This window comes from Halorhabdus amylolytica (assembly GCF_004944975.1).
GTDB lineage: Archaea > Halobacteriota > Halobacteria > Halobacteriales > Haloarculaceae > Halorhabdus > Halorhabdus amylolytica.
The window spans coordinates 130335-153208 of record NZ_SPQG01000004.1 but is presented as its reverse complement, the minus strand read 5'-3'; the positions used below and the strand labels follow the sequence as shown (position 1 = coordinate 153208).

Sequence of the window (22874 nt, the reverse complement as noted above, 5' to 3'; positions counted from 1 at the left end):
GACCATCCGCAGTGGAATAATGGTATCGTGCGCGTCGAGCAGAGCTTCATCCCGGTACGGGGCGTTGGTGAGCAGACCGAACGATCGCTGTGGCAGCAGGGGATCACCCACTGGGATGACTTCCATCCAGACGCCGTCGGCAAGACCACCGCCGAGCGTATCGAGGCGTACATCGACGACGCGCGCCGGCACCTGACCGATCGCAACACCGGGTTCTTCGGCCGGGCGTTCCCCAGCGGCGACCAGTGGCGGCTATACGAGAGTTTCCAGGACGGCGCGGCCTTTTTCGACATCGAAACGACTGGCCTGGATCAGCGCCACGACGCCGTCACGACCGTCAGCGTCCGTCAGGGTGGCGAGACGACGACCTTCGTCAGGGATCGCGATCTGACTGCCCAGCGCCTCCGGGAAACCTTCGCCGACGCCGATCTACTGGTTTCGTTCAACGGCAAGCGCTTCGACGTCCCTTTCCTCCAGCAGTCGTTCGATCTCGACGGCGTCCTCGAACGACCGCACCTCGACCTGATGTACCCCTGCCGGCAACTCGATCTGACGGGCGGGCTGAAACAGATCGAGAAAGACGTGGGCATCGAACGGGATCGGCCGGATCTTTCGGGGAAAGACGCCGTCAGACTGTGGTACGAGGCCGAGCGCGGCGACGACGCGGCCCTGGAGACGCTGATCTCGTACAACCGCGAGGACGTCGATCACCTGGAAACGGTCGCCGACCGGGTCGTCACGCGCCTCCACGAGCGAACGGTGCCCGACGACTGCGAGTTCTGATCAACGCCCCCGTCGCGCCGGACTGGTCGGCGACGCACCCGACTCGCTGGATCGGAGAACGTGCGCCCGACCGGCCACCAGTCCGACCACGAGCCCGGTGAAGTGGGCAATCAGCGCCACCCGACGACCCCTGGTGAGCCACGTGATCGCGAGGGCGACGCCGATCACGACGAGGATCGCGACCCGTGGATCGATGGTGATCCGATCGGCGACGGCGTCGGTGAGTCGATTGCCCGCAAGCAGGTAGCCCAGCAGACCGAAGATCCCACCGCTGGCCCCGAGAACCGGGACGATCTCCCCGAGAGCGTATCTGACAGTTACTTCCATCGTCCCGGCGATCGCGCCGACGACGAGGAAGAACGCGTAGAACCGCCAGGGTTCGGTCCGGCGTTCGAGAACGAGTCCGAGTCCGAACAGGAAGAGGACGTTCGTCGCGAGGTGTAGGACGCTGCCATGGGCGAGGACGCTCGTCAATAGCGTCCAGGGGCGGTCAGAGAGCGGCCAGGCGAGGGCGAACACGAGGGGCGTCCCGAAGACAGCAAGCAGCGTCTGCAGCAGAAAGACGACCACCATCACGCCGATCAGTGTCGTGGTCGGACTCGTGGCCCTTTCCATACGCCATCGTGGAACCGAACGATCAAAAACGGTCGGTCGGATCAGTCGCTGTCGGACTGGACCGAATCGGATTGTGCGCCACCGTCGGCCCGCAACCGATCGACACCTTTCCGGCGGAGCTGTTCGAGGAACCCCGCGCAGGCGTCACACTCCGCGCAGGTGGCCGTCGAGCAACTGACCGACGCGCCACAGCGGGGACACTGCATCCCGACGGCGGCGGGATCGAACTCGTACTCGCAGGTCGGACAGTTCATAGCCCGAGCACCCCGAGGGTGGCAGCCGCGAGTCCGCCGACGGTGAAGGCCGCGACCCACGAGCCAAGCCACATCAGGATCGCGGTTTTCTTGTCGCGCTCCTTGAGTATCATCGTCATCGTCAGGATGCAGGGGACGAACAGCGTGATGACGATCAGTCCGACGAAGATCTGGGCGTGACTCAACGCCATGTTGGTCATGCCGGCGGCCGCGAAGTCCCGCCTGATCAACCCGAGGACGAGGATCTGCCCGAAGTCCGCGGGCATGCCGATCAGCGAGGTCAGCGGCCGCAGGCCGTTCATGATGGCCTCGAGCCCGCCGACGTAATCGAGCAGGGAGACGACCAGCGCCGTCCCGGCGAACAGCGGTGCGGCCTCCCGCAGGAACATCTTCGTGCGGTTGTAGGTCTTCCGGAGGATGTTCCCCGGCCGGGGGACGCGCAGCCGCGGCAGTTCCGTTACCAGTGCCTGGCCTTCGCCGGGCAGCGTGCGATCGAGGGCGAGCCCGGCGACGCCCAGCACCGCCACGAGTACGCCGAGGTAGCCGAACCACCAGACGAGCCCGAGGCCGGCCAGCAGTCCCATGATGACGCCGATCTGGGCCGAACAGGGGATTGCCAGACCCAGCAGTGCAGTCGAGATGAGGCGCTCGCGTTTGGAGCCGACCATCCGGGTGGTGATGACCGCCATCGTCACACAGCCGACACCGACGATCATCGGGACGACTGCCCGGCCGTTGAGGCCGATCCGGTTGAGCCCGCGGTCGGTCAGCACGGCCAGGCGGGGCAGGATGCCCGAGTCCTCGAGCAGGCCGATCGCGAGGTAGAAGGCCATCACCAGCGGCAGCAGGACGCCGACGATGTACTGGACGGTGATCGTCAGCAGACCGAGGTTGTCGTTGAGCAACAGGAATTCGATGGGCTCGGCCCAGCCCGTAGCGGGGATGAGTCCGCCGACGAACTCGTTGACGGCGGGGTTGTAGTACTCGCCGAAGAACAGCCCCTCGGTGTAGCCGACGATCCGCTGGGCGACCAGCCCGCCGATGACGTAGAAGATAACTCCGAGCATCGCCAGGGCGATCGGCGTCCCGGTCAGGGGGTTGACCATGAGATCCGAGATCGTCTCGCGGATCCCGCCGTCGATCTCCGTGACGGACTGGACCTCGTCGGCGATGGACTGGACCCGCGAGCGCCGGTCCCCGTAGACTACCTCGCGCATGCCGGGCTCGACCAGCGCCGCCGATCCGCCGTCAGCCATCACGCCGCCGACGTCGACCTCCCGAGCCAGTGGCTCGTCGCCCTCGACCAGCAGCGTCTTCTCGGCGCGAGTGGCCTCGAGTTCCTCGGGCAGCTCGTCGTAATACTCCTCGACGGCGGTCTCCTCGGGCGCGGTTGCCTCGGGGATCCGTTCGCGCAGGTCGTCGATCCCCTCGCCGTCGACGGCGACGGTCGGGACGACAGGGACGCCAAGCGCGTCCTCTAATGCCTCGACGTCGATGTCGATCCCGCCGGCCTCGGCCTCGTCCATCATGTTCAGGGCGACGACCGTCGGGATGCCCATGTCCAGCAGCTGCAGCGTCAGGAAGAGGTCCCGATCGAGGTGGGTGGCATCGACGACGTTGACGACAGCGTCGGCCTCGAGGACGATCTCGCGGGTGACCCGTTCCTCCTCGTCGAACGCCGAGATGCCGTAGACGCCGGGCGTGTCGGTCAGTTTGTAGTCGCCGAACTCCGCGAGCGTGGTGTCGACGGTCGTGCCGGGGTAATTGGAGACATCGACGTACTCCTCGGCGAGTTCGCCGAAGACGACGCTCTTGCCGACGTTCGGACAGCCCACCAGCGCGAGCGTATCCTCGGCCTCGATCTCGCTCGCGTCACACCCGGTGTCGTGACACCCGTCCATGCTCACTCACCGCCCTCCCGATCGACCTGGATCTCCTCGGCCAGCGCCGACCCCAACGCCAGCTCGGTCCCGTTCCGACGGACGATCACCGGCCCGCTGCGGATCTGGTGGCGACACTCCACGGCACCGTCCAGGAACCCGAGCCGTAACAACCGTGCCCGGGTGTCCCCGTCCGGTACCTCCACCAACCGGACGGCCTCCCCAGAGCCCACGTCGGCCAGTACGTCACTCATTTAGTCTCACCTAAGTAGGTGTAAGCTAGGTCTACCAAAAAGAGAGGGTGGGTGTTCCCGGTACCTGAAAACAGATGTGGACAAACGTGAGGGATTAGGCCGACCTATCTTCTCGCGGGCGCGATCGCTGGACGTTTCGGGCACCGAAACAAACGGTGGGTCGTGACAGCCGATCAGGGGACCTACACGCTCGTGATCGAACTCGCCGAGCGGGCGACGATCACTTTCGGTGCGGCGGGCGAGTACGACCTCGAGGCGGGCGCGTACGCCTACACCGGTAGCGCGTTCGGGAGGGGTGGGTTCGCCCGGATCGACCGCCATCGCGAACTCGCCGCGGGCGAACGGGACGCCAGCCACTGGCACGTCGATTACCTCCTCGGGCATCCGGCGACGTGCATCCTGGAGGTGGTGACGACCGAAGGAGTCGACATCGAGTGTACCGTTGCCCGGGCGATCGCCACGGATTGCACGCCGATCGAGGGGATCGGCGCTTCGGACTGTGACTGCAATACTCATCTCGCAGCCGCGTCCGGGCCCGCCGAACTCATCGAGGCGATCGAACGCGCCCACGAGCGAGCGCGGGATCGTGGGACGTGACGCGCCCGTTCCCAACCCCGGAACCGCAATGCACTCGTCGTTGCCAGCCCGACCTGTGCCTATGACGGACTGGGATGTCTACCTCGTCACACAGGAGTCACTCTCGGGCAATCGAACCACTCCAGAGGTCGTTCGAGGGGCAATCGACGGCGGCGTCAGCGTGGTCCAGCTCCGGGAGAAGGACATGAGTGCCCGCGAACGCTACGAGATGGGGAGGGAGGTGCGGGAGATCACCCGGGAGGCGGGCGTGGCGCTGATCGTCAACGATCGCGTGGACCTGGCGCTCGCCCTCGACGCGGACGGCGTTCATCTCGGCGACGAGGACCTGCCCGTCCCAGTCGCCCGCGACTTACTGGGCGAGGACGCTATCATCGGCCGGTCCGTGTCCTTCGTCGAGGACGCCCGGGCGGCCGAAGAGGCCGGCGCGGACTACCTCGGCGTCGGGGCGATCTACGCCACCGGATCGAAAGACGACATCGACGACGAGGAGTACGCCATCGGGACCGACCGACTCGCCGACATCGTCGACGCCGTCGACATCCCGGTCGTCGGAATCGGCGGCGTCACGGCCGACAATGCCGCTGAGGTGATCCGGGCCGGGGCCGACGGCGTGGCCGTGATTACCGAGATCACCGGGGCCGACGATCCGGAGACGGCGACCCGGGAACTGAGCGATGTCGTCGTCGGGGCGCGGTGACGTTCTCGACGTCGGGACGGTGACACACTGGATCGTCCCGGACGTCGAGAGCAGCGGATGATCGACCGTTCGAACCTCGTCGTCGCCGGTTGTCCAGGCCGGGCCAATTAAGGCCGTGCCGCGACTCAGTACCCGACATGCGGATCACGCGGAAGATCCTCACGCTCGCGACCGGGCTCGGGGTCTGCGTGTGGGTTCTCGACGCGGCGTTCGACGCTCTCTTGTTCTACGACGAAACGCCGTTCCTGGCGCTGCTCGTGACTGGCGTGCCGCCCCACGAGTTGTACATCCGATCGTTGATCCTGGTCGTGTTCGTGGTCTTCGGGATCGTCGTCGCCAGGCTGGTCGAAGGGATGCGCGAACGTGAACGGGACATGACGTTGTTCCGGCGACTGGTCGACGAAGCGACCGACAGCGTCTTCGTCATGGATCCGAAGACGGGCGTGATCACAGACGTCAACGACACCGCCTGTGACGTCCTCGGATACGATCGCTCGACGCTCGTCGGGAAGTCGGTGGCCGAACTCAATCCCGAGTTCGAGGATCCGGCCGCATTCAGGGAGTTTCTCGACTCGCCTGAAGGGCGGACGCTGGAGTACTACGAAACGGCACATGTCCGTGCCGACGGGACCACGTTCCCGGTTGAGATCTCCGCGTCGGACGTCACAATCGGCGGGGACTCCTACCGGATCGCGATCGCCAGAGACATCTCCGAGCGTAAGGAGCGCGAACGACGGATCACCCACTACAAGCAGGCCGTCGAGAGTTCCCGTGATCTGCTGGCCGCCGTCGATTTGGATCTTCGATTCCTCTTCGCCAACGACGCCTACTGTCGGTTTCACGGACTCGAGGCGAAGACAGTCCGCGGACAGACCCTCGAAAGCACCATCGGGCAGGCGGCGTTCGAACAGATCGAGCCGCAACTCCTGGACGCCCTGGAAGGCGAGCGAGTGGAGTTCGAGATGACGTGGACACACGCAGCCCAGGGGACGCGAATCCTCGACATCAGGTACTTTCCGCTCCGGGACGATGACGGCGAAATCCACGGCGTGGGAGCTTCCCTTAGGGACGTGACCGATCGCAATGAGATGATCGAGGACCTCCGCAAGAGTCGCCAGCGCTACGAGTCGCTATTCGACAGTATCCGGGACGCCATTCTGGTCGCAGACACCGACCGACGGATAATCGACTGCAATCCGGCGTTCACCGAGCTGTTCGGGTACAGCCTCGAAGAGATCGAAGGCAAGTCGACGGAATTCATCTACGAGAGCGAGGCCGAGTTCGAAGCGATGGAAGAATCGCTCGGACGGCACATGAACGACCCCACGTTCGTCCAGACTGTCCACTACGAGAAGAAATCCGGACAGACGTTCCCGGGGGAGACGAACGTCTTCTACTTGCGGGACCGGGACGGCGAGGTGACCGGGTTCATCGGTCTCGTCAGGGACGTTTCCGATCGCGTTGCGCGGACGACGCAGATCCGGACGATCGATCGGGTCCTCAGACACAACCTCACCAACGACTTGACTGTCATTCTGGGCAACGCGGAAGTGATCGCCAGGGGAGAGACTGACGATCTAAAAGCGTGTGCGGAACGCATCATCCGGACGGGTGAAGGGCTCCAGGACACGGTTCGAAAGGAGCGGGAGATAACGAACTTCCTCGCGGAACCCCGTCCGACAGTCGAGATCGACGCCGTCTCGGTAGCCGAGTCAGTCGTCACAGAGATCCGCGAGCGACATCCCGGGGCCGACGTGACTCTCCAGGCACCGGCCGACGAGTCCGTCCTCGCGGTCGAGTATCTCGACCGGGCGATCGAAGAACTCCTCGAGAACGCTATCGTTCATTCCGACCGCTCGATCCCGTCGATCACGGTCTCGGTCGGACGGACCGGCGAGGTCATCGAGATCTCCATCGCGGACGACGGACCGGGAATCCCCGAGATGGAACGACAGGTGCTGACCGGCGAACGGAACATCGAGCCGCTGTTTCACGGACGGGGTATCGGGCTGTGGTTGGTTCACCTCATCGTGCAATATTCCGACGGCACCCTCGAGTTCATTGAGAACGACCCACGCGGAAGCGTCGTCACCGTTCGACTGCAGACTCCTGGGGAGAACCAGTGACGGAAGGTGCGTCGGTGTCCGGTTCGATCCGGGCCAGTCGCATCGCGTTGCCCGTGACGCCCAGACTCATTCCCATGTCACCGACGACGACCGCGATCGCGACGCTGACGTATCCGAGGGGGACGCCGACTGCGAGGGCGGCTTTCACGCCCAGGCTTGCCCAGATGTTCTGTCTAATCACGCCGACAGCCTCGTTCGAGAGCGAGTACAGGTAGGGCAACTTGCCGATATCGTCACCCAACAGTGCGATGTCGGCGGTCTCCAGGGCGGTGTCTGTCCCTGCGGCACCCATCGCGACGCTCACGTCTGCGGCCGCAAGCGCGGGCGCGTCGTTGATCCCGTCGCCGACCATCGCCACCTCGCCGTATTCGTCCTGTAGCTCCTCGACGGCCTCGACCTTCTCCTCGGGCAGGAGTTCCGCGCGGTATTCGGCGACTCCGACCTGTTCGGCGATCGCCCGTGCGGTCCCTTCGTTGTCGCCAGTCAACATGACGACGCGCTCGACGCCGAGATCACCGAGTCGCGCGATCGTCCGGCGGGCTCCCGGACGCACCTCGTCGGCGATCGCGAGCACCCCCCACACCTCCCGTTCTGTGCCGACAAGGACGATCGTTTTGCCCTCGTCTTCGAGTGCAGCGAGGGTCTCCGTGAGCGTCTTTTCGCGCGGTCGCTCCCGCACGCTGCCGCCATCCGTCCGTGAGCCGGCATCGCCCGGATCGAGTCCGAGCCCCGCCAGATCGACGCCCAGTTCCTCGAACAACGCGGGCGTACCGGCGTAGGCGGTCGTCCCGCTGATCTCGGCGCGAACGCCCTTGCCCGTCAGACTCTCGAAGCCAGTGGGTTCGGGCAGGTCGCCGATCCCGGCACGGTCCGCGCGCTCGTGGATCGCTGCCGCGATGGGATGCTCGCTCCGGCGTTCCAGCGCGGCCGCCCGTCGGAGGACCTCGGTCTCGTCGCGATCTCCGACCGGGAGGACATCCGTCACGGTAAGTTCGCCCCGGGTGAGCGTCCCGGTCTTGTCCAGTGCGACCGCGTCGACTTCGCCCATCGCCTCCAGGTAGTTGCCCCCCTTGATCAGAACGCCGTTCTTCGCGGCGCTGGTGATCCCCGAGACGACCGAGACGGGTGTCGAGATAACGAAGGCACACGGGCAGGCGATAACCAGCAGCGTCAGCCCGCGGACGAACCAGGGCCGCCAGCCGCCGGGCAGGACGACCTCGAAGCCGGCCAGGCCGACGGTCGCACTCCCGGCGATCAACAGCGGCGGAATCGCGGCGGTCAGCATCGCCAGCACGACGACGACGGGTGTGTAGTAGCCCGCGAACCGGTCGACGAACTGTTCTTTCTCGGTCCGGTTCTCCTCCGCTCCCTGGACCAATTCGATGATCCGGGAGAGCGTCGAATCCCCGGCCGTCGAAGTCACTTCGACCTCGAGGTAGCCTTCCGCGGTGATCGAACCGGCGAACACCTCGTCGCCCTCACTCTTCTCGACGGGCATGCTCTCGCCAGTGATGGGCGACTCGTCGACCGCACTCTCACCCTCGATCACGGTGCCGTCCAGCGGGATCTTTTCACCGGGTTTGACGAGGACTATCTCGCCGATTTCGACCTCCTCGGCTGGGATGGTTACTTCCTCCCCATCCCGGCTCGCGGTTTCACCGCTCGCTCGTTCGGAGGCCTCGCTCCCGTCGGTCGCTGCGGCCTCCCGCCTGACCGTTGCCTCGTCGGGCGACAGTTCCATCAACTCCCGCAGGGAATCGCGCGCCCGGTCCATCGCGTAGTCTTCGAGTAGCTCGGCAATGGAGAACAGGACCGCAAGCGTCGCGGCCTCGACGAAATAGCCGATCCCGGTCGCCGCGATGATGGCCACGCCCATCAGCAGGTCGATATCCAGACTCCGCGCCCGCGCGGAGTAGATCCCGCTGCGGACGACCGGCGCGCCGCTGACGACGATCGCGACGAGGAAGAGCGCGTCAGCGACGCCGATCGGGTAGTCCAGAACGGCAGCGATCTCGACGTTCGCGCCGGTGAGAACGAACTCGATGGCCAGGCCGGCAACGAGGAAGGCCGCGCCGATCCAGGTCTTGATCGCGCGTGGGCTGGTCCATACCTCCGTCGGCGGGGCGACCTCGGGGCCGTCGCTGCCCGTTTCGTCGTCCTCGCCATCCTGCTGGGGAACCTCGTAGCCTGCGCCCTCGATGGCGGCGATCACGTCGTCTTCGGTCGTTTGCCCGGGATCGTAGGTGACCGTCGCCGTTCCTTTGGTGGGCGACAGCGACACCTCCGTGACGCCATCGACACGGTCGAGGCTCCCGTCGACCTTGCTCGCACACGACGGACAGTCCATCTCCGGGACGGTCATTCGTGCCGTGACCGTCTGGCCTGCCTCGCCGCCGCGTTCCTGTGCTGTGGCTCCTCCTCGGTCGTCTGATCGCCCCGTCGTCTCGTCGTCGCTCATTACCGTGACGTAGTGCCGGGAGTTCGATAAGCCTTAGTTGGAATATTCCAACCGCCGCCAATTCGGTGGCACGCACAGCGGCTGTGGCTCCTATCACTAGGCTCGATCCCGCACGCGGCTAGTGACTCGATCGGACGGCACGGCGCTCGGATTCGATGTGTTCGACGTAGGCCTCGACGACCGTCTGGATGATCATTTCGCCCGCCGCTGCGGTCGCTTCCGTCGGATCACCGAGGACGCCGTTCTCGGTGATCGATTTGAATCCTTCACTGAGCAGCCGGGCCGTGGACAGTTCGCCTTCCGTCCCGCGTTCGAGCTGCTCCGTTCTGACCAGGTCGTTTTCGATCGCTAGCACCATCGCCGTCTCGGCGGCGCCGGCGTGAATGACATCCTGTTCGTACTCGACGCCGGCCTCGGACAGTCCCTCGTTCAGCAATTCCATGTGCTCGTCGAGATCAGCGACCGGGATCACCGACGCCTCGATCTCCCGGGCGACCTCGGGGGCGATCGTCTTGACCGGCCCAAAGTTACCGCCGTGGGTTGGAACGAGGACGATGGATTCGAAGCCATGATGGTCGAGCGACCGACAATATGATTCCACGACGTCCATCAACGTTTCCGGTGGAACAGTGATTGTTCCCGGGAACTCCATGTGATGGCCCGAACACCCGGGCCGGATCGTCGGGGCGGCCAGCGCATCGCCCAACGCGATTGCGATCCGTTCCGCGAGTTCGTCCCCGTCCAACGTATCCATATTTAACGGGAGGTGTGGGCCGTGCTGTTCGATCGAACCGACCGAGACGATCACCGTCCGTGTCCCGCGCTCGAGAGCCGACTCAACTGCTGGCCATACCATCTCCTCAAGGCGTATTGACCGGCGAGAACACATGCGTTTCAGGGAACCACGACGGGAGTGAAAACCCTGTCGCACGACGGAACGTGAGCATCCGCCAATCGCGGAAGGACAGTCCACACTACGCCCTTGACGTCCCCGCGGGAGCATGCTGCAACTATTCCTCAGCTACCGAGCGTCGCCGTACTCGGTGGGAACCCGAACCAACCCCATACTCAGCCCGTCGGCGCCCCTTCCGGTCGCGCCTCACTCGCCACGTACTCCTTGGCCAGGTGCTCTTCGGCACGTCGCAATCGATACGTCAGCGTCGAGCGGGGCACGTCCAAATGCTCGCCCAACTCCCCCACGTCCACTTCCCGTGGATTCTCGTAGAAGCCGTGTTCGACCGCGGCCCGCAGGGCAGCCTCCTGTTCGGCTGTGAGGCCCGTCGATTCCGCGACCACCCCCTCGCCGGGGTCGGCCGTCGCGCCCGTCCGGAGCATCTCCATCTCGGCGCAGTCCCCGACGGCGGCCTCCAGCGCGTCGAAGAACCGCCCCACGTCGCCGGTCCCCGAGTGGATGAGCCGCCAGGTGTAGTGGCGGCCCTCGTGACGGGTGTCAAAGAGCAGGCCATCGCCGAGGTAATCCAGCGCGAGGTGAGGCACGGAGACACAGACCGGCGAACGCTCCCAATAGGAATACAGCACGAGCGTTTCGTCGTTTCGGTCCAGCACGTCAGTCGTCTGGGTCGCGCCGCAGTCGTCGGTCGCCAGACAGTCGGCGTAGTAGTCCGTCGATTTGAAGGCCGCTTCGATGGCGTCGAGGGCGTCGGGCGACCCGCTGGCGTGATCGACCCGCCAGAGTCGCTCGTCGGTGGCGTGTAACGACAGCGAGCGAATGTGCGCATCGGGATACTCCGCGAGGGTATCCGCGACGGCGTTGCACCCCGGCTCGTAGGCCAGGGCGAAGACGAGTTCACGCATAGCGATCACTACGGGATCACCGAATATCAGTTCCCGGTCCGGTGTTTACTACACGTCTTCCTTATCAGGAGAGCGGTGAGTTCGGAAAGAACAACCACCCGGTGGGTCTCCGGAACAAAGCAAAGTTGGCGGTTATATCTTCTTTCGGATAGGAAAATACTAATCGAAACTATGATGATTATTTGTGTTAATTGGACGTACAATAATTCACTCGCTTGGGGGTGTTCTTCTTATGATTTCCGAATTGTCCTGCCCATCAAACAAAAACATCCGAATAGGATATAGTCTCACGTGTGATAACTGGGGCCGAATATTTGTAAGGAAACCGATCAACTAGCGACATAGCGTATGGCTACTGAAAGCAACCACCCCCGTCATGGAGGGCCAGAATGACGACGATCTTCGGCGTGTTTGATGCCCAAGCGTTCGTCGTATTGATCATCGCAGTCGTCGGACTCGCGCCGGTTCTGCTGTACCGCACGAAGACCTCGCGCTGGTTCCTCTTTGCGTACGCGTTCCTGTTCGTCGCCGCATTCACGACGAATTTCGAGAACGTGTTGCTCCCGGAGGTGCTCAACCTTGTCGAGCACATCGTCGGCAACATGGGCACCGGGATCGCGTTCGCCGTGGCGGCGTACATGTACAGACGCCAGACCATCACCGCAGACGCCGAAACAGGGGAGGCCCCGGAGGCATAATCGATGGTTGCAGAAGCGATCATTCCGTTATTCGACGTGATCGGGACGCTCGGATTTCTGGTGGCCACAGCAGTGGGAATTCAGAACTACCGAGATAGCGAACTCGAACGAACGTTCTGGGCGACGTTCGCCGTCGTCTCGATTGCTGGGTTCCTCTGGATGGGGCTCGTGACGGTCGAGTGGCTCGGTATCGAGGGCGAACTCATGGACACGCTCAGTACGACGCTACAGGCCATCGTCATCGGTGTGTTCGGTATCGGCTCGATCGGGACGATGGCAGTCGTCCAGGACCTCAAGGAGTCACAGTCCGAGACCGAGCGCCAGCGTCGGGAGGCCGAACAGGCACGCGAGGAGGCCGAACAGTCCCAGGCGGAGGCCCAACAGTCCCGAGCGGAGGCCGAGACAGCCAGAGAGGAAGCCGAGGCAGCCAAACAGGAAGCCGAAGAACTCAACGCACACCTCCAGGAGAAGGCCTCGTCGTTCAGCGCGACGATGGGCAGGGCAGCCGACGGCGACCTCACCCAGCGAATGAATTCCGAGAGTCGGAGCGACGCGATGACCGACATCGCCGAGGCGTTCAACGACATGATGGACGAACTTGAGGGGACCTTCGCCCGAATCCGTTCGTTCGCCGACGAAGTCGCCGCCTCGAGCGAGGAGGTCACCGCCAGCACTGAGGAGAGCCAGAATGCGAGCGAACAGGTTGGCGAGTCAATTCAGGCAATCTCCGCGGATGCGGAGGACCAGTCGCGGAACCTCCAGGAGGTCGCTTCGGAGATGCAGAGCCTCTCGGGTACCGTCGAGGAGGTCGCCTCATCGGCGGACGAGATTGCGACGACGTCCCAGGAGACCTCCGAAATCGGACAGCGCGGGCAGCAAGCGGCTACCGAGGCGATGAGCGAGATGTCCACGATCGAGTCGAAGTCCCAGCAGACGGTCGAGGAGATCGAGACACTCGCGGAAGAGATCGAGGAGATCAACGAGATCGTCGATCTCATTACCGACATCGCCGAGCAGACGAACATCCTGGCGCTGAACGCCTCGATCGAGGCCGCCCGCGCCGGGGAAGCGGGGGAGGGCTTCGCCGTCGTCGCCGAGGAGATCAAAGGGCTCGCCGGGGAAGTCGGCGAAGCGACCACCGACATCGAGACGCGGATCGCGGACATCCAGTCGACCTCGAGAGACGCGGTCACGGACATCCAGGAGATGGGTGACAGCGTCGCTTCGGGGTCCGAAACGATCGAAGACGCCCTGGGCGCGCTCGATGAAGTCGCGGATAACGTCGAGGAGTTCAACCGGAGCATCCAGGAGATCAGCGACGCCACCGACGACCAGGCTTCCTCGACCGAGGAAGTCGCGAGTATGATCGACGAGGTCGCTGAATCAGCCGAACAGGTGAGCGCAGAATCGGATAACGTCTCGGCGGCGGCCGAGGAACAGACCTCCTCGCTGACCGAAGTCGCCCGGAGCGCACAGGCCCTGGCTGATCAGGCTGATTCTCTCCGCGAACGCCTCGAGATGTTCAGGGTCGAGGCCAACCAGGGTCCTGCTGACGAACAGCTGGCTATCGACACCAAGCCGTCGGACGCGACCGTCGATGGCGGGTCGACCGGTACCGAGTGACTGCGGTTGGTCGTTCGATGCCCCAGTTCTGGGGGTCACTTCGCCACCCGGAACAAACGCAGATTGGCGTCAGTGACGGTCGCTCGTCCCCGCCGTGACTGATTCTCACTCAATCGCCTGCTCCGACCGGACGCGTTCACCGGCCGCTTCTCGCCCGAGTTGCTCTTCGAGCGCGACTTTCCCGATCGACTTCGCGATCGCTGCCCCGCCCGAAAGTGGGTCCAGCGTCGTCTCTCCCACGCGTTCCCGATAGTCGATCGGGATCTCCGCCACTCGATATCCCCGAAGCAGCGGCCGAAGCAGTAGCTCCGCCGACAATCCGGTGTTCTCGGTCCACTCGATCGCTTCGATCACTTCGCGTCGGTAAGCCCGCATCCCCGTGGTCGTATCGTGGACGCGCTGCCCGACCAGCGCGCTCGCCAGCCACGCGAAAGCGTGATTCCCCAGGCGGTTAAACCGGGGCATCGTCTCGGCGCCCCGTGAAAGCCGGTCGCCGCTGACCACGTCGTAGCCCTTGTTGATCGCCGCCAGAAAGTCTGGCAGGCGCTCCATCGGGTAGGTATCGTCGCAGTCGGTCGTGACGATCACCTGCCGGTCGGGCGTCGTGATCGCCTCGTGGACGGCCACGCCGTAGCCCTGTGGCTCCTGCTCGACCACTGTGGCTCCATGCTCGCGGGCGACCTCTGGGGTGCCGTCGCTGGAACTGTCGACGCAAACGACCTCAGCCTGCCCGTCGGTCACTCGATCGATGTCTTCGAGGACGGTCCCGATCGCTTCGCGCTCGTTGTACGTCCCCATCACGACGCTGACGTCCGCGAACGTGTACTCGCCCTCGCTGTCCCTCTCGTCGCTCATTACGTCCCCGTTCGTCGGGGGACACTTGAGTCTTTAGGTTGGCCTAAAACAGATGATCGAGTGTCACACTCGATCGGCTGTCCGCAAGGCCAGTGCAGCGATCGAAAGCGTCGGGTTCATCGCGCCACCGGTTGGAAAGACGCTGGACCCCCCGATCCAGAGGTTCGAGAGGTCGTGGGTTCGGCCGCGGTGGTCGACAACACTTGCCCCCGGATCAGATCCCATTCGCGTCGTTCCCATGTGGTGAGACGCCGGGCCGGTGTTTTCGGGGCCGACCTGCCAGGTAATCTCCGCGCCGAGTTCCTCGAGGATCGCTTCCTGGATCTCGTTGGCCCGGCGGATCGTCCGCCGGGTTCGGCCGTCCAGTCCCCAGTGGATCTCCGGGACGGGATTGCCGTGATCGTCAGTCCGTGAGCGGTCGAGGGTCACACGGTTCTCCCGGCGTGGTGTCTGTTCGACCAGGGCCCCGACGGCGAGGCTATTGCCGTACGTATCGGCGATCCGATCTCGCAGTTGGTCGCCCCATCCGCCGTCAGTCAGCGCCGTCTCGACCGGTGACGGGCCGGCGTAGTTGAGGAACTCGAGTTTGATCGCCCCGATGTCTGCCGAGTCGGCCTCGGCCGGTGGAACACCGCTGTCCGTGCCGGCCGCCGGATCGTCGTAGAAGTGGTGGGACTCGGTCGTGTTGAACCCGACGTGGTGCTGTCGCGTCGGGCGCTCGATCACGCCACCCGTCCCTGCAAAGAGGTGCTCGGTGAAGTACCGGCCCACGAGACCGCTCGAATTCGCAAGGCCGTCGGGATACTGCGGGGAATCCGACAGCAAGAGCAATCGCGGCGTCTCGACCCCGCCGGCCGCGATGACGAACTGGTCGGCTTCCTGGCGATGGGTCGCGCCGTCGGGCGTCGCATAAACCGCTGCGGTGACGCGCTCGCCCGCGTCGTCGTGTTCGAGACGCTGGACGGGTACCCGATCGATCACTCGCGCCCCCGCCGCTTCGGCCTTCCCGACATGACTCGTGGCGTCGTACTTCGCGCCGGAGGGACAGACCGGCTTGCAGGTGCCATATCCCACGCAGGTACTGCGATCGTCGTAGGGTTCGGAGTTGCGGGCGTTTGGAACCGAGTGAGTCGTGATTCCCAGGGACTCACAGGCTTCAGCGAAGATCGAGTCGCTGTGTGAGGGTTCGAACGCGGCCATCGGGTGGGGCTTCTCGCGTGGCGGCGCGAAGGGGTTGTCGCTGGCACCGGCGACGCCCAGCGCCGCCTCCGCCTCCGCGTAGTACGGCCGGAGCTCGTCGTAGTCGATCGGCCAGTCGGTCCCGACGCCGTCTCGGGATTCGACCTCGAAATCGCGCTCGTGAAGCCGCATCACCATCCCTTGCCAGTGCAGCGTCGACCCGCCGACGCCCTTCACGCGGGAGTGATTGAGCGGATAGTGGCGCTCGCCACTCGACGTGAAAGCGTCCCGCTCGCCACCCATCCCCCAAACATCGGGTCGACCGTGGGACGGCCGCAGGGCGTCCTCCATCTGTTCGATCCGCCGTTCGGGGTCGAACCGTGGGCCGGCTTCCAGCACGACCACCTCCTGGCTCGCGGCGGCCAGTCGGTGGGCGATCAACGCACCCGCCGGTCCCGCCCCGATCACGCAGACGTCCGCCCGATCGCTCGGCGTTCGATCTTCGCTCACGACTGGGGCCCCCGCTGATAACTCACAAGTCCGCCCGGATGGCCCGGTGGGTTCTCGATTCCTACCAGTTCACCGCCAGTCGGCGAGGCGTACAGTGCGAGCAACAGATCGTTGAGAAGGTAGTAACGAAGGCGCTCGACGTCGCCCCCCGCTGGATCGGGGTCGACCTCGTCGACTCCCATCCGCCGGAGTGCTTGGTCGCGGTCGTCGGCCGACAGCGCTGTGAACTCGCTGTCGAACCACGCCCGACAGTACTCGTCGAGGTAGGCGACGGCGTCTTCGATCCCGGTAGCGTGTTCGGGCCGATCACTCGTCCGCCCCGCGACGTAGCGGGCGACGAACGGCTCGATCTCCGTCACGTCATCGGGATAGAGTACCTCGGCGACCGCCGAAAGCGTCTCGCGGTCGTGGTCGGTGAGGGACTGCTCACCGTCGTCGGTCCCCCCGTCACTATCGGTCGACGGTGCGACACAGCCAGCTAGCGATGCCCCGACAACTGACAGCGCTGCCATCGCGTCCCGTCTGGTGAGTTCGTGGCTCATCGGTCAGATTCCTCCTGTATCCCGGTTGTTCCTCGTAGTTCTGTCCGGACGAAGATGTCCGCAGGCGAGTCAGATGGCACGTACGTCGCGGCACCGCCACAGGCCTGGGCGTCGAAGCAGTACTCTGTCCGGGGAGTCAGTGCGCGAACGTTCCCGTCCCCTATTTCGACTGGAACCGATAGTCGGTACTCGAACCCGCCGACGCCGTCGTCGGCGAAGACCGTCACGTCGACGTCCTCACGGCCGTCGATCGCGGGCGGGTCTCCACTCGCGGGTTCGAGCGGGCCGCCAGTCCGCACCGTTTCGTCTCCGATGGCCAGCCGGAACTGCAGGGCATCGTCGATCTCGCTCGCGACGTAGTGGGCCGTCCCGGCGTCGGTCTCGACGCTGACGGTCGCACTCCTGACGCGCTCGGGGAGTCCGACGCTGGCATTCAACGTGACCGACTCGCCCGATCGTTCGTGGACGCGTTGCAAGCGGCTGGCTTCCGGCGATCCGCCGAGAGGATCCCAGACCCCGCGATAGCCAAAGCGGTAGAGCTCCCGATCGGGGAACGCATCGGCGATCGCGAACGGCCGGTCGTCCATCGCGTAGACTGCCCGGCCCTCGTAGCCCGGATCGTTCCGCAGCGCCTGGAACGGGTGGTTGAGCCAGGGACCATAGGGTGTCGGCATCAGGACGGCTGCCTCGGCCGGCGGTTCGGGTTCGAACGGCGCGTAGGCCCGCTCGTAGGAGTCGGTCACGACGTCGTTACGCTCGACGGGTGGGGCGGCCTGATTGGCGGTAATACCGCCGAGAACGAGCGTACTCGCCAGGGCGACGGCCGCGACGGTAGCCAGCGCTGCCCGGCGGTCGAGCCGCGTCGCGACCGCGTCACGGATCGCGTCGAGTGCGGCCAGGGCACCGACGGCCCCGAACGCGGCGACCGGAACCAGCAGGTCGAAGTGATAGTACGGTCCCAGTGCGGCGATCAGGCCATCCCCGGCCGTCCCGAGGTCGCCGAGCAGGTTGTAGTTCCCCCAGAAGTAGAGGTTCCCGACGGGGATCGAGACGCCGAGGCCGGCAAGGACGGCGACGCGCGGCGACCATTCCCGACGGACGGCAACGGCCAGTCCTGCAAGCGCGAGGCCCGCACCGAGGATCCCGCCGACGATCCAGCGGTCGACGAACGCGGCCAGTACGTTCCAGTTGGCCTCGAATGCGAGTGCGGGCGTGTACTCGACGGCGTGGTTCAGGATCTCGCGGTGCCCGAACCCGAGGCCGTCCAGCGGAGCGAAGGCTTCGTAGGGGAACGTCAGGGGAGAGCCGGTTACCAGCGCGTTGTACCCCAGCGTCAGCGCGACGCCGCCTAGGCCGAGGGTGGCCGTCGTCGTCTGTCTCGGCAGGACACTCTGCCAGTCCCGGGCGAGCGTCCACAGCGCGTGGACCACGAACGGCGCGGCGAACAGGACGGCAGTGTACGGTCGGGCGAAGAAGGCGAGGCCGACCGCCGCCCCTGCTCCCGCTGCCCACCGCCGGTCGCCGATCCGGTCGGCCCGCAGGTAGGCGTAGGCGAACCCGAGGTTCAGCAGCGTCGTGGGCGCGTATGGGAGAAAGACGGCCGTGTCCATCAGGAATAGCGGTGAGCCAAGCACGAAGACGGCCGCGAGCAGGCCACTCCGACGGTCGAAGACCTCGCTTACAACGCCGACCACGCCCGTAAGGATACCGGCCGCGATGGCGGGCAGTGCCAGCCGGTAGCCCCCCAGCAGTTCCCCGAGCGCGAACATCGCTGCGGGGACGGGGGCGTATTTCGGAAAGAGTCCGTCGGCACTCTCGACGAAGAACCACGGCCGGAAGACGCCCTCGACGGGTGGCTTGAGATGGAGGTTCCCCTCCAGCAACATCGCGGCCTGCTGAAGATAGACGCCCTCGTCGTGGTTCAGCGAGTGATACGGAAAGAGGTTCGTCGAGACGAGCCAGACGGCGAGTGCGCCGGCCAGTGCGATCGCCAGCGTCGTGATCCGGAAGCGGCGTCGGTCCATCACTCGGCGGGGAACCAGGCCAGCGGGTGGTCGGTTGCCAGGCGGACCCGGACGCGCTTGTCGATCCCGAGTTCCTCGGCGTGGTTGTGCTCGCAGTGCAGGACGGCACCCGAATCCAGCTCGACCGTGTAAACGAAGGAGGGGCCGGTGTACTGGCGATCGACGATCCGACCGTTGGTGCCCGCGGGATCGGCCGGCACCGCCCGGATGTCGTCCGGGCGGACGAGCACGTCGATCTCGGCGCCCTCGTACTCGGCGTCCAGTCCCTCTATCCGGTCGGCCGACAGCGCCCCCAGCGGCGTGTCGACGCTCCCGTCGGCCAGGGTGCCCGAGACGAACCCGGCCTGGCCGAGAAACTCCGCAACGAAGCGAGATTCTGGCTGCTGGAAGACCACTTCCGGGCGGCCGATCTGCTCGACCCGACCGTCGTCGATGACCGCTACCCGGTCGCTGATCGAGAGGGCCTCTTCCTGGTCGTGAGTGACTGAGACGGCGGTGACGCCGGTCTCCTTGATGATGCGGCGGACTTCTCGGCGCATTTCCTCGCGCAACCCCACGTCGAGGTTCGAGAACGGCTCGTCCAGCAGGAGCACGTCGGGTTCGGGCGCGAGCGAGCGGGCGAGGGCGACTCGCTGGCGCTGGCCGCCCGAGAGGTCCTCCGGACTCGCGTCCGCGTACTCGCCGAGTCCGACGAGTTCGAGAAGTTCCGTCACCCGCTGGTCGATTTCGTCAGGGGATCGATCCTGGATGCCAAAGGCGACGTTCTCCCCCACTGTGAGGTGGGGAAAGAGTGCGAATTCCTGGAAGACCAGGCCCACGTCTCGGCTTTCGGGCTTGACGAACGTGTCCTCGCCTGCAACGGGGTCGCCGGCGACGCGAATCGTTCCGGCGTCGGGTTCGTCCAGTCCCGCGAGCAGCCGTAGCGTCGTCGTCTTCCCACAGCCCGAGGGGCCAAGCAGCGTCAGCAGTTCCCCGTCACGGACCGACAGCGAGAGGTCGGCGACGGCCGTCTCGGATCCGAATCGGCGGGTAACGCCCTCGAGTTCGAGAACCGCTTCCCGGCTTTCGTCGGCCGATTCGGCTATGTCGGTCGGTTGGGGCTGTCCGTCGGCAAGGGGAGACGATTGTGAGGCAGTCACGTGTTCGAACCCTCCTGGCTGAGGATGACGGCCATCGAGAGCGCGGAGATGCCGATCAGCGCGAGAGCCGGGACGGCGGCCCGGCCATAGAGGCCAGCTTCCCGGACGCGCCAGATATACGTCACGAGTGTATGTTCGAACCAGAACGGTCGTAAGAGTAGCGTCGCCGGCAGTTCCTTCATGGTCGTCAGAAAGACCAGGGCCGCGCCGGTCGCGATCCCGGGCGCGATCAGCGGTAGCGTCACCGCCCGGAAGGCTCCCGTCCGGGTGCGCCCGAGCGTCCGTGCGGCCTCGATCAGGCGGCGGTCGACTTGCATCGTCGAAGTTCGGATCGCACCGATCGCCTGCGGGACGAACCGGACGACGTACGCGAAGACGAGAATCAATAGCAGGTTGTCGGCCGCCTTCGAGAGCGACGCCGGCAGGCCGTACAGGGTGAACAGGACCAGGGCAAAGGCCAGGACGATCCCCGGCGTCGCGTAGCCGACGTACGAGAGCCGATCGGCCAGGTTCGCCAGCCGGGATCGACCGCGTGCGGCCGCGACCGCCACCGGCAGCGCGACCAGCAGCGACGCCCCGGCGGCAAAGAGGGCGAGGTACACCGAGTTCCAACCGTAGGTCCAGGAGAAAGCCATCCCGCCGGCCGTGTAGCCGCCTGCATCGCTCGAAAGCCACAGTCCGAAGACGATCACCGGGAGCGCAACCGCCAGGCCCGCCACGATAGCAGGGAACAACGCGGCGACGTATCGCCACTTGCCGAGTTCGATCACTGCGCCACCGCTCGTCCCTCGGCTCTGGTAGGCACCCTCATCGTCGGCTCCGGTCCGCGATTCGAGGTAGAGGATCGCGGCCGTCACGCCGAGCAACTGGACCGACAGCAGGGCGGCCCACGGTCGCATCATCGACCGGTAGCGCGCGTAGATCGCCTGGGTGAACACCTCGACGCCCATGAAGTTCGGCGTCCCGAAGTCCGCCAGCGTGTAGAGCGCGACCAGTAGCGCGCCGGCGGCGATCCCTGGCGCGATCTGTGGTAGCGTCACCCGCCGGAACGCCTCCAGCCGACCCGCGTCGAGCGTCCGTGCGGCCTCGATCAGCGAAGTATCCAGCGACAGCAGCGACGCCCGCGTGGTCAGCAGGACGTACGGGTAGGTGTAAAGCGTCAGGACGATCGCCGCACCGGCGAACCCGCTGATCTCGGGGATCTGTTCGATCCCGATCGGTGCGAGGACGCCGGTCAGAATCCCGCCGGAGCCGAACGCCGAGAGGACCGCAAGCGCCCCGAGATAGCTTGGAATGGCCAGCGGGAGCGCTGCGAGGACGGTGAACAGTCGGGCGAAGGGAAGGTCGGTCCGGGCAGTAAGCAGCGCGATGGGGACACCGACGAGCACGCTTGCCGCCGTGACGATAGCGACCAAGGCGACACTGCGGAGGAGAATTTCGATCGTTCGGGGGTCGACTGCGAGTTCGAGTGCGCGCGGGCCCAGGTCGAACACTTCGACGAACAGCCAGCCCAGCGGCGCCACCAGCGAAACGGCGATGGCGATAGCGAGCAGTGTCAGTCCCGAGGGGCGGCCGAGACCGGCGACTCCGGAGAGGCGCTTCCGGAGCGCACCGACTCGACTCCCGCGACTCATCCCGAAACGCCGGCTTCGGACATCAGTTCGAGGGTCGGTTCGAGATCCGCAAGGTCGGCCAGATCGATATCAGGCGGGTTCAACTCGTCGACAGTCGGCAGACCACCGACCGGTTTGACCCCGGGGATCATCGGGTAGGCGTAACTCACGGTGGCGAAGAACTCCTGGGCCTCCGCAGAGAGCAGGTGCCTGACGAAGTCCGTGATCAACTCGTCCTTCTCGGTCCCCTCGATCTGGAGAACCCCCGCGACGTTGACCAGCGCGCCGGCGTCACCGCTCGTAAAGGCCAGATCGAGCGGAGCGTCCGGGCGCTGGTTCTTGACGCGCATCGCGTAGTAGTGGTTAGCGAACGCGGCGGTCAAATCGCCGTCGGCGACTGCCTGTGTGGCGACGTACTCGTTGGGATAGCGCTCGGTGCCGACCTCGCGCATCGCTGTCAGCCACTCGCGGGTCGTCTCGGCGCCTTCCTGAAGGCGCATCGCGGTCACGAACGACTTGAACGCGCCGTAGGTCGGGGCCCAGCCCATCGTTCCCTGTAGGGCATCGGTCTGGGGGAACTCCTGGACTTTCTCCGGAATCGCCCCCTCGTCGATCGTCTCGGTGTTGTATGGAACGCTTCGTGCGCGGCCGGCGACGCCGACCCACGAACCGTCTGCCCCCTGAAAGTCCGACGGAACGGGTTCGAGCGCGTCGTTGGCGAGTGGTTCGTAGGCGTCGTTCTCGGCGACGTATCCCAGCGAGGCGGCGTCGATCGACCAGAAGAGATCCGCCTCACTCGTCCCGGCGTTCACTTCCTCGACGATCTGTTGGGCCAGCGACGCCGAGGGTGAATCGCTGTCGAAGACGGAGAAGTCCGGATAGATGCTCTCTAACATCGTGATGAACCGCTGGTAGATGCCGCCCTCGCCGCCGCCGATATAGAGGTTCAACGTCCCCGAGAGGTCCGGGAGATCCGCGATCGAGGTACCGCCCGGGGCTGGTCGTCCCTCGGTCAGCGCGCCTGACCCGCGGAACTGTGCGAGCGACGGGATCGAGATCTCCCCGCCACTGTCCGTGGTCTCGCCACCGAAGGAACTCATACAACCCGCCAGGCCAGCCAGCGTCCCTGCACCGACCGCCCCCAGAAACCGCCGTCGACTCGTCGATCGCTCGGTCATTCTGATTTTAGGTTAGCCTAAATCCATATAAACC

At 65.3% G+C, this 22874-nt stretch carries 20 protein-coding genes; 6 read left to right on the top strand and 14 right to left on the bottom strand.

Annotated elements, in window-relative coordinates; all coding sequences use genetic code 11:
- Positions 1-27 precede the first annotated feature (27 nt).
- Positions 28-783: a ribonuclease H-like domain-containing protein gene (locus tag E3374_RS07615; RefSeq protein ID WP_136688480.1), complete on the top strand. Its 756-nt coding sequence runs from the start codon at positions 28-30 to the stop codon at positions 781-783.
- Here E3374_RS07615 and E3374_RS07610 read toward each other — a convergent pair whose 3' ends face one another.
- The 4 genes from E3374_RS07610 to E3374_RS07595 are packed head-to-tail and all read right to left on the bottom strand — an operon-like array spanning position 784 to position 3786.
- Positions 784-1398, bottom strand: coding sequence for a rhomboid family intramembrane serine protease (locus tag E3374_RS07610; protein WP_136688479.1), 615 nt, complete (start codon positions 1396-1398; stop codon positions 784-786).
- 41 nt (positions 1399-1439) lie between these two features.
- Positions 1440-1652, bottom strand: coding sequence for a hypothetical protein (locus E3374_RS07605; RefSeq protein ID WP_136688478.1), 213 nt, complete (start codon positions 1650-1652; stop codon positions 1440-1442).
- Positions 1649-3553, bottom strand: coding sequence for a ferrous iron transport protein B (gene feoB / locus E3374_RS07600; RefSeq protein WP_136688477.1), 1905 nt, complete (start codon positions 3551-3553; stop codon positions 1649-1651). The genes E3374_RS07605 and feoB overlap by 4 nt, the downstream gene beginning before the upstream one ends.
- A 2-nt stretch (positions 3554-3555) precedes the next feature.
- Entirely contained in the window at positions 3556-3786 is a 231-nt protein-coding gene (locus E3374_RS07595) for a FeoA family protein (protein WP_136688476.1), read from the bottom strand.
- Positions 3787-3948: 162 nt separating this feature from the next.
- Here E3374_RS07595 and E3374_RS07590 point away from each other — a divergent pair, with 162 nt between their 5' ends.
- The 3 genes from E3374_RS07590 (at position 3949) to E3374_RS07580 (ending at position 7206) form a co-directional block, all read left to right on the top strand.
- A complete protein-coding gene (locus E3374_RS07590) occupies positions 3949-4383 on the top strand; it encodes a GIY-YIG nuclease family protein (protein ID WP_136688475.1) in 435 nt (144 codons plus the stop codon).
- 61 nt (positions 4384-4444) lie between these two features.
- Positions 4445-5080: a thiamine phosphate synthase gene (gene thiE / locus E3374_RS07585; RefSeq protein WP_136688474.1), complete on the top strand. Its 636-nt coding sequence runs from the start codon at positions 4445-4447 to the stop codon at positions 5078-5080.
- A 137-nt stretch (positions 5081-5217) separates the two neighbouring features.
- Entirely contained in the window at positions 5218-7206 is a 1989-nt protein-coding gene (locus tag E3374_RS07580) for a PAS domain S-box protein (protein WP_136688473.1), read from the top strand.
- On the opposite strand, the gene E3374_RS07575 is transcribed toward E3374_RS07580, so the two are convergent.
- The 3 genes from E3374_RS07575 to E3374_RS07565 form a co-directional block, all read right to left on the bottom strand.
- Complete coding sequence (locus tag E3374_RS07575; RefSeq protein WP_136688472.1) at positions 7169-9664, bottom strand: heavy metal translocating P-type ATPase; 2496 nt, start codon at positions 9662-9664, stop codon at positions 7169-7171. The genes E3374_RS07580 and E3374_RS07575 overlap by 38 nt on opposite strands.
- 118 nt (positions 9665-9782) lie before the next feature.
- A complete protein-coding gene (locus E3374_RS07570; RefSeq protein WP_136688471.1) occupies positions 9783-10553 on the bottom strand; it encodes a creatininase family protein in 771 nt (256 codons plus the stop codon).
- A gap of 179 nt (positions 10554-10732) precedes the next feature.
- Positions 10733-11479: a helix-turn-helix domain-containing protein gene (locus E3374_RS07565; RefSeq protein WP_136688470.1), complete on the bottom strand. Its 747-nt coding sequence runs from the start codon at positions 11477-11479 to the stop codon at positions 10733-10735.
- A gap of 389 nt (positions 11480-11868) precedes the next feature.
- Between E3374_RS07565 and E3374_RS07560 the strand changes: the two genes are divergently transcribed.
- Together E3374_RS07560 and E3374_RS07555 are read left to right on the top strand one after the other, a co-directional pair.
- Positions 11869-12177, top strand: coding sequence for a hypothetical protein (locus tag E3374_RS07560; RefSeq protein ID WP_136688469.1), 309 nt, complete (start codon positions 11869-11871; stop codon positions 12175-12177).
- Between the two features lie 3 nt (positions 12178-12180).
- Positions 12181-13800, top strand: a complete 1620-nt coding sequence (locus tag E3374_RS07555; RefSeq protein WP_136688468.1) for a methyl-accepting chemotaxis protein — start codon at positions 12181-12183, stop codon at positions 13798-13800.
- Between the two features lie 105 nt (positions 13801-13905).
- Here the strand turns inward: E3374_RS07555 and E3374_RS07550 are convergent, their stop codons facing one another.
- From E3374_RS07550 to E3374_RS07520, 7 genes are all read right to left on the bottom strand, one after another.
- Positions 13906-14655 carry a dolichyl-phosphate hexose transferase gene (locus tag E3374_RS07550; protein WP_136688467.1) on the bottom strand — a complete coding sequence of 250 codons (750 nt, stop codon included), beginning with the start codon at positions 14653-14655 and terminating at the stop codon, positions 13906-13908.
- Positions 14656-14718: 63 nt separating this feature from the next.
- Positions 14719-16344, bottom strand: coding sequence for a GMC family oxidoreductase (locus E3374_RS07545; protein WP_136688466.1), 1626 nt, complete (start codon positions 16342-16344; stop codon positions 14719-14721).
- Positions 16341-16886: a gluconate 2-dehydrogenase subunit 3 family protein gene (locus tag E3374_RS07540; protein WP_136688465.1), complete on the bottom strand. Its 546-nt coding sequence runs from the start codon at positions 16884-16886 to the stop codon at positions 16341-16343. Before E3374_RS07540 ends, E3374_RS07545 begins: the two co-directional genes overlap by 4 nt.
- Positions 16883-18910: a DUF7846 domain-containing protein gene (locus E3374_RS07535; RefSeq protein ID WP_136688464.1), complete on the bottom strand. Its 2028-nt coding sequence runs from the start codon at positions 18908-18910 to the stop codon at positions 16883-16885. The genes E3374_RS07540 and E3374_RS07535 overlap by 4 nt, the downstream gene beginning before the upstream one ends.
- Entirely contained in the window at positions 18910-20049 is a 1140-nt protein-coding gene (locus tag E3374_RS07530; protein ID WP_136688463.1) for an ABC transporter ATP-binding protein, read from the bottom strand. Before E3374_RS07530 ends, E3374_RS07535 begins: the two co-directional genes overlap by 1 nt.
- Positions 20046-21683: an ABC transporter permease gene (locus E3374_RS07525; protein WP_136688462.1), complete on the bottom strand. Its 1638-nt coding sequence runs from the start codon at positions 21681-21683 to the stop codon at positions 20046-20048. The genes E3374_RS07530 and E3374_RS07525 overlap by 4 nt, the downstream gene beginning before the upstream one ends.
- Positions 21680-22840 (bottom strand): extracellular solute-binding protein, encoded by a 1161-nt coding sequence (locus E3374_RS07520; RefSeq protein WP_211194928.1) that lies wholly within the window; start codon positions 22838-22840, stop codon positions 21680-21682. Before E3374_RS07520 ends, E3374_RS07525 begins: the two co-directional genes overlap by 4 nt.
- Positions 22841-22874: the final 34 nt, after the last annotated feature.

Bases quoted from the DNA above. Each gene is read 5' to 3' on its own strand.
- E3374_RS07580 (WP_136688473.1), top strand. From the start codon at position 5,218: ATGCGGATCACGCGGAAGATCCTCACGCTCGCGACCGGGCTCGGGGTC.
- E3374_RS07540 (WP_136688465.1), bottom strand. From the start codon at position 16,886: ATGAGCCACGAACTCACCAGACGGGACGCGATGGCAGCGCTGTCAGTT.
- E3374_RS07525 (WP_136688462.1), bottom strand. From the start codon at position 21,683: ATGAGTCGCGGGAGTCGAGTCGGTGCGCTCCGGAAGCGCCTCTCCGGA.
- E3374_RS07560 (WP_136688469.1), top strand. From the start codon at position 11,869: ATGACGACGATCTTCGGCGTGTTTGATGCCCAAGCGTTCGTCGTATTG.
- E3374_RS07550 (WP_136688467.1), bottom strand. From the start codon at position 14,655: ATGAGCGACGAGAGGGACAGCGAGGGCGAGTACACGTTCGCGGACGTC.
- E3374_RS07555 (WP_136688468.1), top strand. From the start codon at position 12,181: ATGGTTGCAGAAGCGATCATTCCGTTATTCGACGTGATCGGGACGCTC.
- E3374_RS07565 (WP_136688470.1), bottom strand. From the start codon at position 11,479: ATGCGTGAACTCGTCTTCGCCCTGGCCTACGAGCCGGGGTGCAACGCC.
- E3374_RS07595 (WP_136688476.1), bottom strand. From the start codon at position 3,786: ATGAGTGACGTACTGGCCGACGTGGGCTCTGGGGAGGCCGTCCGGTTG.
- E3374_RS07570 (WP_136688471.1), bottom strand. From the start codon at position 10,553: ATGTGTTCTCGCCGGTCAATACGCCTTGAGGAGATGGTATGGCCAGCA.
- feoB (WP_136688477.1), bottom strand. From the start codon at position 3,553: ATGGACGGGTGTCACGACACCGGGTGTGACGCGAGCGAGATCGAGGCC.
- E3374_RS07575 (WP_136688472.1), bottom strand. From the start codon at position 9,664: ATGAGCGACGACGAGACGACGGGGCGATCAGACGACCGAGGAGGAGCC.
- thiE (WP_136688474.1), top strand. From the start codon at position 4,445: ATGACGGACTGGGATGTCTACCTCGTCACACAGGAGTCACTCTCGGGC.
- E3374_RS07535 (WP_136688464.1), bottom strand. From the start codon at position 18,910: ATGGACCGACGCCGCTTCCGGATCACGACGCTGGCGATCGCACTGGCC.
- E3374_RS07610 (WP_136688479.1), bottom strand. From the start codon at position 1,398: ATGGAAAGGGCCACGAGTCCGACCACGACACTGATCGGCGTGATGGTG.
- E3374_RS07605 (WP_136688478.1), bottom strand. From the start codon at position 1,652: ATGAACTGTCCGACCTGCGAGTACGAGTTCGATCCCGCCGCCGTCGGG.
- E3374_RS07520 (WP_211194928.1), bottom strand. From the start codon at position 22,840: ATGACCGAGCGATCGACGAGTCGACGGCGGTTTCTGGGGGCGGTCGGT.